Source organism: Paenibacillus sp. 2RAB27 (assembly GCF_052115445.1).
GTDB lineage: Bacteria > Bacillota > Bacilli > Paenibacillales > NBRC-103111 > Paenibacillus_E.
In genome coordinates this window covers 441,610-455,523 of sequence record NZ_JBFRGR010000001.1, presented here as the reverse complement: position 1 = coordinate 455,523, position 13,914 = coordinate 441,610, and the positions used below count along the sequence as shown (strand labels likewise).

14 protein-coding genes are annotated in these 13,914 nt (G+C 44.8%); 9 read left to right on the top strand and 5 right to left on the bottom strand.

The genetic code is table 11. From position 1 onward, the window contains the following. Nucleotides 1-7 precede the first annotated feature (7 nt). From AB4114_RS02245 to AB4114_RS02235, 3 genes are all read left to right on the top strand, one after another. A complete protein-coding gene (locus AB4114_RS02245; RefSeq protein ID WP_441986910.1) occupies nucleotides 8-874 on the top strand; it encodes an EamA family transporter in 867 nt (288 codons plus the stop codon). A gap of 108 nt (nucleotides 875-982) precedes the next feature. After that, on the top strand, nucleotides 983-1,612 hold the full coding sequence (locus tag AB4114_RS02240; RefSeq protein ID WP_056614876.1) for a hypothetical protein: 630 nt from the start codon (nucleotides 983-985) through the stop codon (nucleotides 1,610-1,612). Nucleotides 1,613-1,700: 88 nt separating this feature from the next. Beyond that, nucleotides 1,701-2,102 (top strand): hypothetical protein, encoded by a 402-nt coding sequence (locus AB4114_RS02235; protein WP_441986909.1) that lies wholly within the window; start codon nucleotides 1,701-1,703, stop codon nucleotides 2,100-2,102. A gap of 321 nt (nucleotides 2,103-2,423) precedes the next feature. Here the strand turns inward: AB4114_RS02235 and AB4114_RS02230 are convergent, their stop codons facing one another. From AB4114_RS02230 to AB4114_RS02215, 4 genes are all read right to left on the bottom strand, one after another. Beyond that, nucleotides 2,424-3,665 (bottom strand): threonine synthase, encoded by a 1,242-nt coding sequence (locus tag AB4114_RS02230; protein WP_441986908.1) that lies wholly within the window; start codon nucleotides 3,663-3,665, stop codon nucleotides 2,424-2,426. Between the two features lie 34 nt (nucleotides 3,666-3,699). Beyond that, nucleotides 3,700-4,446 (bottom strand): YheC/YheD family protein, encoded by a 747-nt coding sequence (locus AB4114_RS02225; RefSeq protein ID WP_441986907.1) that lies wholly within the window; start codon nucleotides 4,444-4,446, stop codon nucleotides 3,700-3,702. After that, nucleotides 4,439-4,840, bottom strand: a complete 402-nt coding sequence (gene panD / locus AB4114_RS02220) for an aspartate 1-decarboxylase (protein WP_441986906.1) — start codon at nucleotides 4,838-4,840, stop codon at nucleotides 4,439-4,441. Before panD ends, AB4114_RS02225 begins: the two co-directional genes overlap by 8 nt. A gap of 209 nt (nucleotides 4,841-5,049) precedes the next feature. Next, nucleotides 5,050-5,814, bottom strand: coding sequence for a sulfite exporter TauE/SafE family protein (locus AB4114_RS02215; protein ID WP_441986905.1), 765 nt, complete (start codon nucleotides 5,812-5,814; stop codon nucleotides 5,050-5,052). A gap of 184 nt (nucleotides 5,815-5,998) precedes the next feature. Between AB4114_RS02215 and AB4114_RS02210 the strand changes: the two genes are divergently transcribed. Together AB4114_RS02210 and AB4114_RS02205 are read left to right on the top strand one after the other, a co-directional pair. Then, nucleotides 5,999-7,324 (top strand): MFS transporter, encoded by a 1,326-nt coding sequence (locus tag AB4114_RS02210; RefSeq protein ID WP_441986904.1) that lies wholly within the window; start codon nucleotides 5,999-6,001, stop codon nucleotides 7,322-7,324. 84 nt (nucleotides 7,325-7,408) lie between these two features. Beyond that, entirely contained in the window at nucleotides 7,409-7,843 is a 435-nt protein-coding gene (locus AB4114_RS02205) for a GNAT family N-acetyltransferase (RefSeq protein WP_441986903.1), read from the top strand. Between the two features lie 83 nt (nucleotides 7,844-7,926). Here AB4114_RS02205 and AB4114_RS02200 read toward each other — a convergent pair whose 3' ends face one another. Beyond that, entirely contained in the window at nucleotides 7,927-8,823 is an 897-nt protein-coding gene (locus AB4114_RS02200) for a helix-turn-helix domain-containing protein (protein ID WP_441986902.1), read from the bottom strand. A gap of 146 nt (nucleotides 8,824-8,969) precedes the next feature. Between AB4114_RS02200 and AB4114_RS02195 the strand changes: the two genes are divergently transcribed. From AB4114_RS02195 to AB4114_RS02180, 4 genes are all read left to right on the top strand, one after another. Beyond that, the gene (locus tag AB4114_RS02195; protein ID WP_441986901.1) at nucleotides 8,970-10,103 is read left to right on the top strand and encodes a Gfo/Idh/MocA family protein; all 1,134 of its coding nucleotides are present in this window, start codon (nucleotides 8,970-8,972) and stop codon (nucleotides 10,101-10,103) included. A 39-nt stretch (nucleotides 10,104-10,142) separates the two neighbouring features. Then, complete coding sequence (locus tag AB4114_RS02190) at nucleotides 10,143-11,813, top strand: DUF4091 domain-containing protein (protein WP_441986900.1); 1,671 nt, start codon at nucleotides 10,143-10,145, stop codon at nucleotides 11,811-11,813. A gap of 165 nt (nucleotides 11,814-11,978) precedes the next feature. Beyond that, nucleotides 11,979-12,875: a LysR substrate-binding domain-containing protein gene (locus AB4114_RS02185; protein WP_441986899.1), complete on the top strand. Its 897-nt coding sequence runs from the start codon at nucleotides 11,979-11,981 to the stop codon at nucleotides 12,873-12,875. A 137-nt stretch (nucleotides 12,876-13,012) separates the two neighbouring features. Next, nucleotides 13,013-13,894 carry a transporter substrate-binding domain-containing protein gene (locus AB4114_RS02180; protein ID WP_441986898.1) on the top strand — a complete coding sequence of 294 codons (882 nt, stop codon included), beginning with the start codon at nucleotides 13,013-13,015 and terminating at the stop codon, nucleotides 13,892-13,894. Nucleotides 13,895-13,914: the final 20 nt, after the last annotated feature.

Here is a 13,914-nt window from a genome sequence, read left to right as displayed (position 1 = left end):
GAACATCATGTGGCTACTATTTTCCGTCCTTGCGGCTCTCTGTTTTGGGCTGCGAGGAATTTTATATCATTGGTCTAGTCAGCAATCACTGAATCGAAACGTACTGCTCTGTGGCACTTTTGCAATGGGTGCGGTCGTAAGTTTAGCATGTGCCCTAGTGTGGCAGTCGGAATGGGAAACATCGGCGCTTATTGGGATTCAAATGGGGTTGTTCTCCTTCGGAGCCAATGCCAGCATGTTCAAAGGCTTCGCAGTCGGCAAAGCTTCCTTAGTTGCTATTTTGACAGGATTGCCATCGGTTGTAGTTGTACTATTTGCATATATCCTATGGGGTGAACGGCTGAACTTGCTTCAGCTGTTTGCTTTTGTTGTTATTGTCATTGGTATTTTATTCGTTAGGTATTCCAATGATATTACGTTGAGTAACTTACAAGGTGCTGGCTGGGGTGTGATCGCGCTCCTCTTATTTGCAGCGAACGACTTGTCCAGTAAATGGACAACCCTCGTGCATGCTTCCTTATTTCCGACCTTGTTCTTTATGTTTGCAACAGGCACGATTTGTTTCGCCATCTGGTGGTGGAAAGATAAGAAGAAGGGTGCTGCCCAGCAAACAGAGAGAAGTACTTGGACAGAACGCAAGACGTTCCTATTTGGTATGGCTGTTGGTATAACAAATGTCATGGGAATGATTCTTATCATTCATGGATTTGCGAACGGAATTACCGGATTGGTTTCGGCGGTTGTCGCGCTGAATGTACTGATCGTGCTGTTGTATACGCGATTTATTTTGAAGGATAAATTCTCGAAACTAGAACAATCTGGTTTAGCGATTGCGATGGTTGGCATCCTTATGATGAAGTTAGTTGCCTCTTGAGATTGCATGTCGGCATGTAAATTACAACATATACTTTCTGAACAGGCGTAAATGCGTTACAATAGAATTATTCGTGCCATTAAGAATGATTCAGGAGGCTATACCACAATGACAGACAAAGATATCGAAACACAAGCAACCGAAGAGATTGAACATGATCCAGAACGTGATCAGGCCCAAGTCATTATTACATGGTTTCAACATATCCAAGAAATTGTGAAAGAACAGTTCCCTGAGTATGAAGTGGATGGGCAAATTGGCAATAACCCAACCTACGGTCCAATGTTTGCTTTTACACTCAAAAAAGACGAAAAGTCCACAGCATGCGGATTTTTCTTGAATGAAATTATGCGAAATTTCCAAACGAATCCAAATGCAGGACTGTGGATGTCCTCTTTCTTCGTTGATTTGTTGAGAAGCGAAGAGAGTCACCTTCTTCCGAATCCGCCTCAATCTGAAGATGAAGCCAAAGAACTGCTGGACAAGCATATTGTTCCTTATTGTGCGGCAGCCGTTCGCGAGGAGTTCCCTGAACAGAAGATTTACGTAGATCTAGAGCTTCATGAGGAACATGGTCCTGTACTTGAAGCAGGATTTGTTGCTGTCGAAGATGGCAATAACACATGTGCACTTCCGCTTCAATACTTAATGACTTTATATTTATTGAATCGTGATCCAGCAGAACCGTTGATTCAAGCGATGTATCGATTGTATGAGGAAAATAATTTAGGTCAATAAGATAGCAACGATTCATGCGTGAAGCACACGCCGCTAGCTCCTGTTTGTAGGAGTTGGCGGCGTKTTTATTTGTTTAGGGGGGATTGAATTGTTTGAGAAGGAGTATGAGGTCTTTTGGAATGACCAAGTTCGAGATGCACAAGGACAAAGGCTGGATATGCTGCGAAGGGATTTGACGGGAACGAAGATACTTTTGAAGGAGGTGCTGTTGCCTGTTTTGGGTTCGTTTGATGGGTTGGAACTCGAATATGAAATGATAAGTTTGTCAGGTGTGAAGATATATGGGGACGTCTGCCATCCTATATTGCGGATCGTGTTCGAGGAGGACAGCTTCATTACGCCGCTGAGAAAATTACGAGAGACCGTTTCTCATTCGAAAGGGCACGTGCTCGAAGTGTTGCGATGCTCGGATATACCTATTTTCCATATAGCCGGGATGAGCTTGAGAAAAAGCCGAGTTTCTGCCAAAGAAATCTATTTGAATGGATAGGCAGATTCGGCAATGCGCTGGGAGCTGGGTGGCACGAGTTGCCGGTTTATGAGCGGGAGGTTTTGAGGTTTGCTTTAACATGTAAGCCATTTAGTGTGAAGGAAGTGTGTCACTGGTTGCAGTTTGCGTGAGTAACTTGTAGCAAAATATTACGAGAATTGGTGGATAAGGGCTTACTCAGCCCAAGTGGTGGAAGTCTGATAAGAAGTTATCAATTCTTGATCACTGAAAAAGCCATAGCACTTTTGCATCGCAGCAAGTGAGGCAAAAGTGAGGAGATAGTCCGAAAAATAGACTATCTCCTACCCACCATCAAACCGGCTATAAGTTCCGATAAATCATAAAGTCATCATACGTCCGAATGATGGGAATAGCCGCACTCGCCCCAAGCTTTGCATATTTCATCGCATGCGAAGTGTTGAAAAGTACCACGGAGTCCGTGGGGCGAAGCCAGCCTTGGTCACAAAGGGCAAGCATCGCTGCCCAAGTGGCCGCGCCTTCGGGAGAAGAGGAAATGCCTTCCGAGCCTAAACTATGCGTGGCTTGGGAAATTTGCGCTTTGGACACCGCGATGGCCGTTCCACCGCTTTGCTCGACAATCGACAGAAGCAGTTCCAAATCCGGCGGATTCGGAACACGCATCCCTGTTGGATTGGGAATAATTCTGTCTCCAACAGGCGAAGCCGTGTTACTTTCAATCGGAGGTGTTTCCCCCAACGATCTCTTCATACCATCCACAATAGGCTGACAGCCTTCCTCTTGTACACAAACGAATCTCGGCATGTCGCAATCAATGAAGCCTAATTCCTTCAACTCCAGGAATGCTTTCCACATGCCAATAATACCTGAACCGCCGCCCGTGGGATAGATGATCACATCGGGGAATGTCCAGCCTAATTGCTCCGCAAGTTCAAGTCCCATCGTTTTTTTGCCTTCTACACGGCCGGGCTCTTTCAATGTGCCGACATTCACCCAGCCTTGCTCGATGCGGCCTGACTCGATGATCGCGGCAGCATCATGAATAAAGCCATCAACGAGTACTGTCGTAGCTCCGTACATCGGGCATTCATCGACAATGAGCGAGGGGCAGTCCATAGGGATGAAAACAAACGCTTGAATGCCGGCTCTTCCTGCATAAGCAGCTAATGCGCTTGCTGCATTCCCGTTCGATGGAACTGCTGCTTTCGTTGCTCCGGCTTGTTTCAATAAAGAAACCGCCACCGAAAATCCGCGTGATTTAAAGCTGCCTGTTGGATTTTGTTCCTCACGTTTGATCATCAAACGTTTGAGCGATAGCTTGCTTTCCCATTCTGGCAGACGCAGCAATGGTGTCCAGCCTTCACCTAGGGAAATGATATGGGACGGATCGTGAATAGGGAGCAGTTCGTGATATCTCCACATAGATGGATATCTAAGCGCAAGCGATGTTTTCGTTAACGTTTGTGCAACATGCTCAAGATCATAGTTAACCAATAAAGTGCCGCCGCATTTGCATTTCATGTCTTGATAGCGGAAGGGCAGTTTTGCAGAACATCGTGAGCAATGCAGCTCCCATTGTTTCATATCTGGACCTCCTCGGCGTCTCTAGTAGGAATGATCATGCTTGTTTCCTACGTGCATGAAATGATTTGATTGTACGGAAGGTAGCTTTATTAGGCAGCTTTAAAAATAATTCGAGCATAGGCGCGAAATTCACTTCGATAATCCAAACATGTCCTTGCTTATCGAAGGCCATGTCGATCCCCATCGTTTTGACCCAACGATAGGAAGGACCTAACTGATCAGCTGAACGGAGTGCAACGGCATGCAGCTGAGCAAGGAGCTCAGAACTCTGCATGTCCTTAAGCTCAGAGCCACGGATAGCATTCTCTACAGTAACTACACGACCGCCGCTCATGCGAATATTCGTGACAATAAAGCCTTTGCCGGCCACCTTCGCGAGCATCCCTGTCACTTGCCAACTAGACTTCGTGTGTCGTTGAACCATCACTCTCATATCAAAGGGACGGCCATTCTTGGTGGCAAGGCGGATACGTTGTTGGACGATGTAGTTTTTATTTGCTTTCTTCTTAACAAATGCATTGATCTCATCTAGCTTCGTGTACGTTCGGCGTTTGGCACCATCATGGACCTCAAAGGAAGAGCTTCCTACGGTTTTGACCCGAATAACGCCATTCCCGCCATAACTGCCGGTCGGTTTTAGAATGATTTGACCATATTTGGTCAGCATGCGCCAGAAGCTGCTCTCACTCAACCAATCTGTTTCAGGCAGAAACGCTTGAAGTTTTTTTGATTTGCGCAGTAGTTTATATTTCGTCCATTTACTCGTGGATAGATTACTCATTCGCTTTCTCTTCTTGCCTTTGAATGACGAGATCATGTTCTTCCACGTGAAGTAGTTGATTCTGACTATCAACGAAAACAACCTGTGGTTTGAGTGCGCGTATTTCCTCTTCATCCATGAGTCCCATACTGAGAATGATTACGAGGTCTCCGGGAGAGAAGAGATGGGCAGGCGGACCGTTTAATCCGATTTTGCCGCAGCCTTCTGGAGCGGGAATGGCATACGTTTTCCAGCGGGTTGCATTGCGAAGACTTGTGACTTGAACCATTTCATACGGGTGGATATTCGCCTTGCGCATCAATAGCCCATCAATCGTGATGCTGCCTACATAATCCAAATCGGCTTCCGTTACAGTCGCACGATGTATCTTCCCTTTACACATTAGTCGCTGCATGTGCAGTAGCGCTCCTTTATGATCACATGGTGTTCTTCACAGGGTATGAGTGAGACTAGTCTCACGGTGTAGGTTAAAGCCTATTGTATGGAAAAATGGGCACTTGATGGCAGGAAATGAACTGGTTATTTCCTGGGCAACCGCAGAATACGACAGGGAAGTCGAGTCCCATGAGAAAAAAAAGCAGAGCCTAGGGCTCTGCTTCAACGTCAAATTAATTTAAGACCGCTAATTAATACTAAGGTGGCAATAATCGTACGAAGTACAGTTGTTGGTGCTTTCGTTGCGAGCATGCTGCCGATGAGTACGCCAGGGATCGAACCGATAAGCAGATTAATAACGAGCGAATAATTGACATTCCCCATACTGGCATGCAGAATTCCTGCTGTCGAAGAGAGTAGAAAAGCATGCGCGATATCCGTGCCCACGAGCTGTACGGGAATCATTCGGAAAAAGTAGAGCATGGCAATCGCATATAAGGAGCCAGAGCCAATAGACGTTAGTCCAACAATGAAGCCAAGAACGCCGCCAATCGTAATCGTCAACCAACGCTTCTCTTCTAAAGATTTGAGCTGCCAACGATTCTCTTTCATCCGATGTCCGAAGAATACTTTGAACAACGTTGCGAAGGATACCAGAATCAACACATAGCCGAGTGCGTGCTTAATGACTACTTCTTGATTGTCGAAGAAAGAATCAAATAATTTCAGGAATACAACGGCAAGTACGACACCTGGAATACTACCCATAGCAAGCATTTTCACAAGTTTAAAGTCGATTGTTTTCTGCCGCCAATGCTGGACAGTACCGAAAAGTTTCGTGATCGAGTTATAAAGAAGATCTGTTCCTACAGCAATGGAAGGATGAATGCCAATTAAAATTAATATGGGAGTCAGCAAGGAAGCGCCGCCTACACCTGTCATTCCGACCAGAAATCCAACAATTACACCCATTAGAATAATACTCAAAGTCATGTTGTCATGTCCTCTTTTCATTACCCACTAAACATATTGGATTAATTTTATTCCCCTGAAAGGCATTTGTAAAGAGAAATTTTCCAAGCTCGTCTCTATCCCGAGTAAATCGCTTGCTATTCATCAATTCTGGAATCAGGTACAATGGATAGATGTGTCAAAGTCAGTTTAGGGAGGACAATTCATGCGTAATCGAACTACCGTGATGGTCAGTATCGTACTGGCCATGTTAGTCGCGTCTATGGACACGACAATTGCCAATACAACGATGCCGATCATTGTGAATGACATTGGTGGAAACAGCCTCTATGCCTGGGCGTTTACCTCTTATATGGTACTATCTACGGTTCTAGCTCCTCTAGCAGGCCGTTTATCGGATTTATTTGGGCGCAAACGCATATATGCCGCGGGTATTCTCCTATTTCTTGGCGGTTCCGTACTCTGTGGTTTAGCAGACACCATGGTGCAACTCATTATTTTCAGAGCGATTCAAGGGATCGGTGCTGGGGTGATGATGCCATTCCCATCCATTATTGCCGGTGATATTTACCCGGTGGAGCAGCGTGGCAAGGTGCAAGCTTTTTTCACAGGCATGTGGGGGTTATCCGCAATTTTAGCACCTACATTAGGCACATTTTTTGTAACGTATTTGAACTGGCGCTGGATTTTCTTCGTGAACATTCCGATATGCCTTATTGCCTTACTAGCTCTGATGCCATACAAAGAAGTGTATCAGCCGAAGAAAGCCGTCATTGATTATTGGGGCGCACTCTTATTTGCCGCAGGGATTTCGTCTTTATTACTCATAACGGTGGTCGATTCATATACCTATCTGTATGGAGTCGTTGGTGTTCTCCTGCTTGTTGCCTTCTTCTTGTATGAAAAAGGGCATGCAGCCCCGCTTGTTCCACTGACGCTGATGCGAAATCGGCCCGTGGCCTTGATGATTGGCGGATCATTTCTCAGTTGTGCGGCGCTTTTCGGGACGTCCAGTTTCATTCCGTTGTTTTTGCAGAATCAAGGGCACTCTCTGTTCATCAGCGGTATTGCCCTCCTAGGTACATCCATTGGGTGGATGGTTGTTGCCGTCCCGAGTGGTAAATGGGTGATACGCTTCGGTTATAAGCCGTTGCTGCTAGCGGGGAATGCCTTACTTGTCGTCACAGCCGTTTTACTATTCTTCATCCGTGAAGGCACCTCTTTTGAGTATGTATTCAGCACGCTAACCATGCTCGGACTCTCATTTGGACTTCTGTTTACGGTGTCAACGATCGGTGCTCAGCAGTTAGTCGAGGCCCATCAGAAGGGGATTTCAACCTCATTGCAGCTATTCGCACGGAATATTGGTACAGCGGTCAGCGTCACGGTGATGGGCTCGATTGTAACAAAATCGGATGTCTTCTATACGGGGATTCACGGGATGTTCGTTTATGGGTTAATAGCAAGCATTGTTGCTTTTGCAGTACCTTTAGCGATTCGAACTGTGAAGCAAGATGCCTTGTCAGGATAGAGTATTCAAATACTCGCAAGTTGACAGTCTGCAAGCATTAGTGGAAAATTAGAGCTATATGAATATAGAAAGAAGTGAGTGTACGTGTTACTGAATGTGAAATCCCGCCTTCATGAAGGTGATATTCAACAATTACTTGGCTACAGCGTGTTTCCAGATCCAGATAGTCTTCAAGAAGCCCTCAGCCAATATGAAAATAATGAAAACACATGGTTATTTGCTTATGAGTCGGAAGGTTTACCCGTTGGCATTATCGGCTTCGAGCTGAATGAGAAGCAGGAAATGATACTTCGCCACCTCGCAGTTGAGCCTGAGAGTAGAGGAGAAGGCTTTGGACGCGGCATGTTGCTTGAAATTATTGAGGATATGCAGCCAGTTCGCATTACGGTGGAAACCGATGAAGAGGCTGTACAATTTTATCGCAACGTTGGATTCGTGATTCGTAGTCTGGGTGAGAAATACCCGGGCGTAGAGCGGTTCCTGTGCACGTACGAGGTTGAGGAAGAAGACGAAGAGTAATTATCATAGGCGAGCAAAGAGAAATCCCGAGGAACTGCGAACTGCAGCTTCTCGGGATTATTGGTTTTTAGAAAGATAAGTGCTTACATGCGGGATTTGACCGTCCTTGCATACTCGGATGGACTCATTAACGTTGCTTTCTTAAAAGCCTTGGAGAAATAGTGAACTGAGCTGAAGCCCAGTTGCCTGGATATCTCAGTAAAATTATACGATTCTTCGCGAATTAGGATTTTGGCTTGCTCGATTTTCAATTTGGCGAAGTACTCCATGAGCGTATAGTTCGTATGTTTTTTGAAAAGATCCTTGAGCTGTGTTTTGCCTACACAGAACACTTGGCTAATTTCGTTAAGAGTAAGATGAGCATCGATATGCGCTTCCATGTAGCTCATGACTCTACTAGTCAAATCATGAACTGACTTCTCCTTGGCAACTGTAGAGAGCGGCGTATCGGCCTCTACCTGAGCAGATTTCCGTAGCAGACGCACCAACAGAATTTCTAGGTAGCTTTGAATCATTTGTTCACTGCCTACAGGCGCATCTTGCCTGCGTACAAGGGGATGACCGAATGGGAATTCGAAGGCTTGTTGTCCTTCGCGTACGATTTGGGCAAGGAGATTGCGTTCCTCATCTTCTAAATGCAGCACTTTTTGCTCAAAAAATTGCATAGCTTTCGAATGACAATCAAACGTCATGACGATCAAATTAGGCGCTTTTCCTTTGGTCGCATAGAAGCTATGAAATTCATTGGGTTTATGAAAAATGATAGATCCCTGTTTCAGTAAATAGCGCTGATCATCCGCATGAACTTCCACTTCGCCGCGATCGACATAGAGAAATTCCCAGAAGTCATGCTTCTCCCCATTAAACGAATAATCCTTGCCAAACTCGAAGTAATGCATCGTAATGACTTTTTGGATGACCAGACTCATTTTCAAGTGTGTCCGTTGATACTCGGTCGTTTTCGTTTTGCTTATCGTCATGGGTGTCACTCCTGATCTTTCGATGCAATGCCTATATGTCTATCATAACACAGCAGAAATAACAAAAAAATCGGCTTTCAAGACAAAGAAAAGCTTCGGTGCATCTTTTATAATCAAGGTATCGCAAAGTTCGAGGGGGAGCTAGCATGAAGATAGGCGTTATTGGTTATGGACATAGGATTGAGCATGTGATTAAAGAAGTATTGAAGGCAGATGCGGACTGCCGAATTGAAGCGATTGTTGATGTACGTAAAGATCAGATTAAAGCCAAGTTGCTTGAGCAAGGGTGGGATCATATTAAGTACTATGATACACCGGAACAAATGTTGGAGACGGAGCAGCTAGATGGGGCCATGATTGGCACTCGCTGTAATCTGCATACAACAATGGGGTTGAAAGTGTTACAACATGATCTACCTCTTTATATCGAAAAGCCAGTAGCTACGAACTATGAAGATCTTCTTCGTTTGAAACAAGGTTACGAGGCATCTAAATCGCCTGTCGTGGTATCCTTCCCATTACGAGTAACCTCCATCGTGGAGTTGGTTAAGGAAATCATTGAATCGGGTAAAATCGGTACGGTAGAACATGTACAAGCGATAAATAATGTACCTTATGGCCGTGTTTATTTTCAAAGCTGGTACCGAAACGAGCAAGAAACAGGAGGGCTTTTCCTCCAAAAAGCAACGCACGATCTTGATTATATACAAGCTGTACTAGGGCAGAGACCAATCACTGTCTGTGCGATGACATCCAAGCAAATTTTCAAAGGAAATAAATCCGCGGGGCTCAAATGTGTCGATTGTGAAGATAATCGCACCTGCTTGGAGAGCACAGTCAACACGTCTGAACAGTTAGATCCAACATGGCAGTATTGTTGCTACGCCAAAGATACAGGGAATGAAGATTCAGGCAGTGCCCTGTTCCAATATGAAAGCGGTATGCATATGTCCTATTCGCAAAACTTCTTTATTCGAAAAGGTGCTGCTGCACGTGGAGCACGATTTATGGGGTACAAAGGTACGGTAGATTTTGATTTCTACACAGGTATTGTCAAAGTGCATATGCATCATACAGCAAGGGTGGAGACCTATGAGATCGGGGCTGGGAGTAATCATTTTGGCGGTGATGAGAAGCTGGCTCGGAATTTCACTGAAATTATGAAGGGGACGGCTAGTTCCATCTCGACGCTTGATGATGGATTGATGAGCGCTCTGATGTGTATCAAAGCGCAAGAGTCTGCACGAACCGGGACGTTCCAAGCGTTAAATTGGGATTAAGTAACCCATTTGAAATTTTAAACGGTGGAGGATATGCACATGAACCCCAAGGCTACTTTTCAAACCATTTGCTTGAGCTCGTTATCCAAAGTATTTGCAGATGAAGCTCCACAAGAAGCATCTTACAAACAAGCATCGGTACTAAGAGGAGAGCACTTTGGTTTCCAAATTGCTTTTACTTCTAATCAACTATTGAAAAACATCGGTGTAGAGGTCTATTCGACACTGGGGATTCCTTTTACAATTCGTGCTGTGGGTCTCGTTCCTTCTGAAATGCCTTGCTATGCGGACCATGATGGGCATGTTCTGCGGACGACGGCGGGGTTGTATCCCGATCCCTTGTATCCTCTTGAGGATTCAACCGTAACCGCACTTCCTGGCCAATGGAGATCTGTCTGGATTCACGTTGAATTAGATTCCTCTGTTCTTGCGGGTACGTATAACGTGCATGTAGGTTTCCTTTCGCCAGAAGGAGAGAAGCTAAGTGAAGAAGTGTTGGAACTCACTGTACTCTCAGCAACACTTCCGAAGCAAAAACTCATCCATACGGAATGGTTTCACACGGATTGCCTTGCGACACATTACAACATTGATGTATTCAGTGAGGAGCACTGGTCACGCATAGGGCAGTTTCTAGAAACTGCCGTCAAACATGGTATCAATATGATTCTGACGCCGATCTTTACCCCACCGCTGGATACCGTAATTGGGGGTGAGCGCCCAACCGTGCAGTTAATCGATGTCAGTGTTGGTGGAAGTAAAATCGATATCAGCACGACGTATGCTTTTGAGTTCACAAAGTTAGAGCGTTGGGTTGCACTTTGTCAGGAGAAAGGTGTCGAGTACTTTGAATTCTCGCATCTGTTCACCCAATGGGGGGCTAAACATACACCGAAGATTATAGCGAGTATTGGTGGTGTAGAACACCGGATTTTTGGTTGGGATACAGATGCCACCGGGGAAGCTTACGCTCATTTCCTGGGACAACTCATACCAGAACTTGATCGGGCCATTCGTCGTCTGGGCATCGCGTCTTGCAGTTATTTCCATGTGTCAGATGAGCCTACTAAGGAACACTTGGCGTCGTATAAAAAAGCGAGTGATCTCGTTCAGAAGCTCCTTCCTTCGGATTACCCGATTATCGACGCACTGACGGAGATCTCCTTCTACGAGCAAGGCATCGTCCAGAAGCCGATCCCATCGAACAATCATATCGAGCCTTTCCTCCAGGCAGGCGTCCCTGATTTGTGGACTTATTATTGCTGTTCACAGTTCAAAGAGGTGTCGAACCGCTTCTTTAACATGCCGTCTGCACGCAATAGAATCATTGGTTTGCAGTTGTACAAGTTTGGCATACAAGGGTTTCTACATTGGGGCTATAACTTCTACTACTCCCAATATTCCATAAAACCATTGGACCCTTTCAAAGTGACTGATGCTTTACACGGGTTTCCTTCAGGAGACAGCTTCCTCGTTTATCCAGGTGAAGCGGGGCCAATTGAGTCGATTCGGTTGGAAGTATTTCATGAAGCGCTGCAGGATTTGAGAGCTTTACAATTGCTCGAGACGATGATCGGTAAGGAACGAACTGTTGCCTTAATTGAAGAAGAATTGTCAGAGCCACTCACATTCTCCGTGTATCCGCGCAGCACGGAATGGATGCTCGAGATACGAGAGCGAATTAATCAGGCGATTGAATCGAACAGTTGAATAGGGTTGAAACATGAAAAAAGCTGCTCCCAGTAAGAAAGGGAGATCAGCTTTTTTTGGTATTGACACATTTTAGGTGTTGATCTATAGTTATACCAACATAAAACCAAGTTAGTTAATCGGAATAATAAGTTTACGGAAGATTGCTGAAAGGAGGGTTTCAAATTGAACATTGAGAATATCGAAGCCTTCGTCTATGTTATTCATTATGGCAGCTTTAACAAAGCGGCGGAAGTGCTTTTTTTATCCCAGCCATCCGTCACAGCACGCATACAATCCCTAGAGCGTGAACTGGATTGCCGACTTTTTGAGCGGATTGGGAAGCAGATTTCGTTGACGGATGATGGGAAGAAATTTCTGCCGTATGCCCAACAACTCTTGCAAACTTTTCAGAAAAGTAAAATTCAATTGAAGCAGAAACGTACCCTGCCAAACGAGTTGCGTGTAGGTTGTACCGTATCCGTTTCGAACTATATCATGCCAACCATTATTCCAAAGCTCAAAATGAAATATCCAGATGTGAACTATAAGCTGACTACGGCTTCGTCCGAGGAGATCATTAATAAGGTGCTGAATCGAGAGCTTGATTTCGGATTTGTACGAAACATTAGTCACCCGAATCTACTTTCAGCCAAAGCGTATGAAGATCCTATTCACCTTTATGTCTACGAAGGCCATCCCTTTATAGGTAACGAAGCCATTACTATTGATGAAATAGGTGAATATCCCCTTGTTTTCTTTGAATGCGGATCACTCGATTGGATGCGAATACACCGCCTATTCGCGAGTATGAAGCAACCGCCGAACATTGAATTTCAGACGGATACGTTGGAGACGGCGAAGAAATTAGTACTTGGACGTGTGGGTATTGCGTTTCTTCCTAGTCTATGCGTCGAACAGGAAGTCAAGGAGGGGAAGCTGTTCCCGATTCAGTTTCCGGAAATTGCAGGTATTTCCCTGCAAACCAACATGATCGTGTTAAATGGTGAGAACACCTTATTTTTCAACTCTGCTTTAGAATTATGTAAAGGAATCGCTCAGTCGATTCGGGATACGATCTAACTTCTCGATATGCATATAGAAAAACTCTATTATCCAGTTCGACAACTTGATGATAAATTAAAGGCATAGTAATAATTCATACAAAACAAGTAGGAATTATAAGGATTAAATACATGAGAAAATCGGAGGGGTTCACAATGAGACATTTCACAACACTTACGGTTACAACATTAGCATTAGCTTTGGTAGCGGCAGGCTGCGGTGCGAAAAGCGAGACAACGAATGCTTCTTCTAGAGGAGCTGCCGATGCATCAAAAGCGCCAGTAGCCTCAACGGCAGCAACGGCTGCACCTGTGAAAGTAAAGAAAATCATCGTAGGCACTGGGACACAATTTCCGAATGTAGCCTTTCTCGATAAGGACGGAAAACTAACAGGATACGATATTGAATTAGTGAAAGAAATCGATAAGCGGTTGCCAGAATACGAGTTCGAGTTTAAAACAATGGACTTCGCTAATCTGCTGCTTAGCTTGGAAACGAACAAAATTGATTTTGTTGCACACGAAATTGAGAAGAACAAAGAGCGTGAGCAGAAATATTTGTTCAATAACGAACCCTATGCGTATTGGAAAACCAAAGTTATTGTAGCCAAAGATAACACGACCGTGAAATCGATCGATGATTTGAAAGGCAAGAAAGCATTAACGACGGCTACAAGTGCAGAGGCAACATTGCTGGAGAACTATAACAAAGCCAATGACAATGCGATCAAAATTGTTTATCAGAGTGGCGCAGCCAACGACTTGGTCACCCAGCTTACAACCGGACGTGCAGATGGAGCACTTGGAGCGGATTTCTTGCTTCCACTCGTAGATCCGCAAAGTAAATTAAAAGTAGTTGGACCGATCATTGAAGAAGCTGAAGTACGTTTCTTATTCCGCAAAAATGATAAAGATGGGCAAGAGCTTGCGGACAAAATTGACACTGCTTTAAAAGCCGTCAAAGCAGATGGTACGCTCTCGAAGTTGAGTACACAGTGGTTAGGCGGAGACTATACCAAGAAAGATGATGCGAAATAGCTAAGCATTCCATGATTCTA

Coding starts and splice junctions, on each gene's coding strand:
- AB4114_RS02245 (WP_441986910.1), top strand. CDS start 8: ATGTGGCTACTATTTTCCGTCCTTGCGGCTCTCTGTTTTGGGCTGCGA.
- AB4114_RS02240 (WP_056614876.1), top strand. CDS start 983: ATGACAGACAAAGATATCGAAACACAAGCAACCGAAGAGATTGAACAT.
- AB4114_RS02230 (WP_441986908.1), bottom strand. CDS start 3,665: ATGAAACAATGGGAGCTGCATTGCTCACGATGTTCTGCAAAACTGCCC.
- AB4114_RS02225 (WP_441986907.1), bottom strand. CDS start 4,446: ATGAGTAATCTATCCACGAGTAAATGGACGAAATATAAACTACTGCGC.
- panD (WP_441986906.1), bottom strand. CDS start 4,840: ATGCAGCGACTAATGTGTAAAGGGAAGATACATCGTGCGACTGTAACG.
- AB4114_RS02215 (WP_441986905.1), bottom strand. CDS start 5,814: ATGACTTTGAGTATTATTCTAATGGGTGTAATTGTTGGATTTCTGGTC.
- AB4114_RS02210 (WP_441986904.1), top strand. CDS start 5,999: ATGCGTAATCGAACTACCGTGATGGTCAGTATCGTACTGGCCATGTTA.
- AB4114_RS02200 (WP_441986902.1), bottom strand. CDS start 8,823: ATGACGATAAGCAAAACGAAAACGACCGAGTATCAACGGACACACTTG.
- AB4114_RS02195 (WP_441986901.1), top strand. CDS start 8,970: ATGAAGATAGGCGTTATTGGTTATGGACATAGGATTGAGCATGTGATT.
- AB4114_RS02190 (WP_441986900.1), top strand. CDS start 10,143: ATGAACCCCAAGGCTACTTTTCAAACCATTTGCTTGAGCTCGTTATCC.
- AB4114_RS02180 (WP_441986898.1), top strand. CDS start 13,013: ATGAGACATTTCACAACACTTACGGTTACAACATTAGCATTAGCTTTG.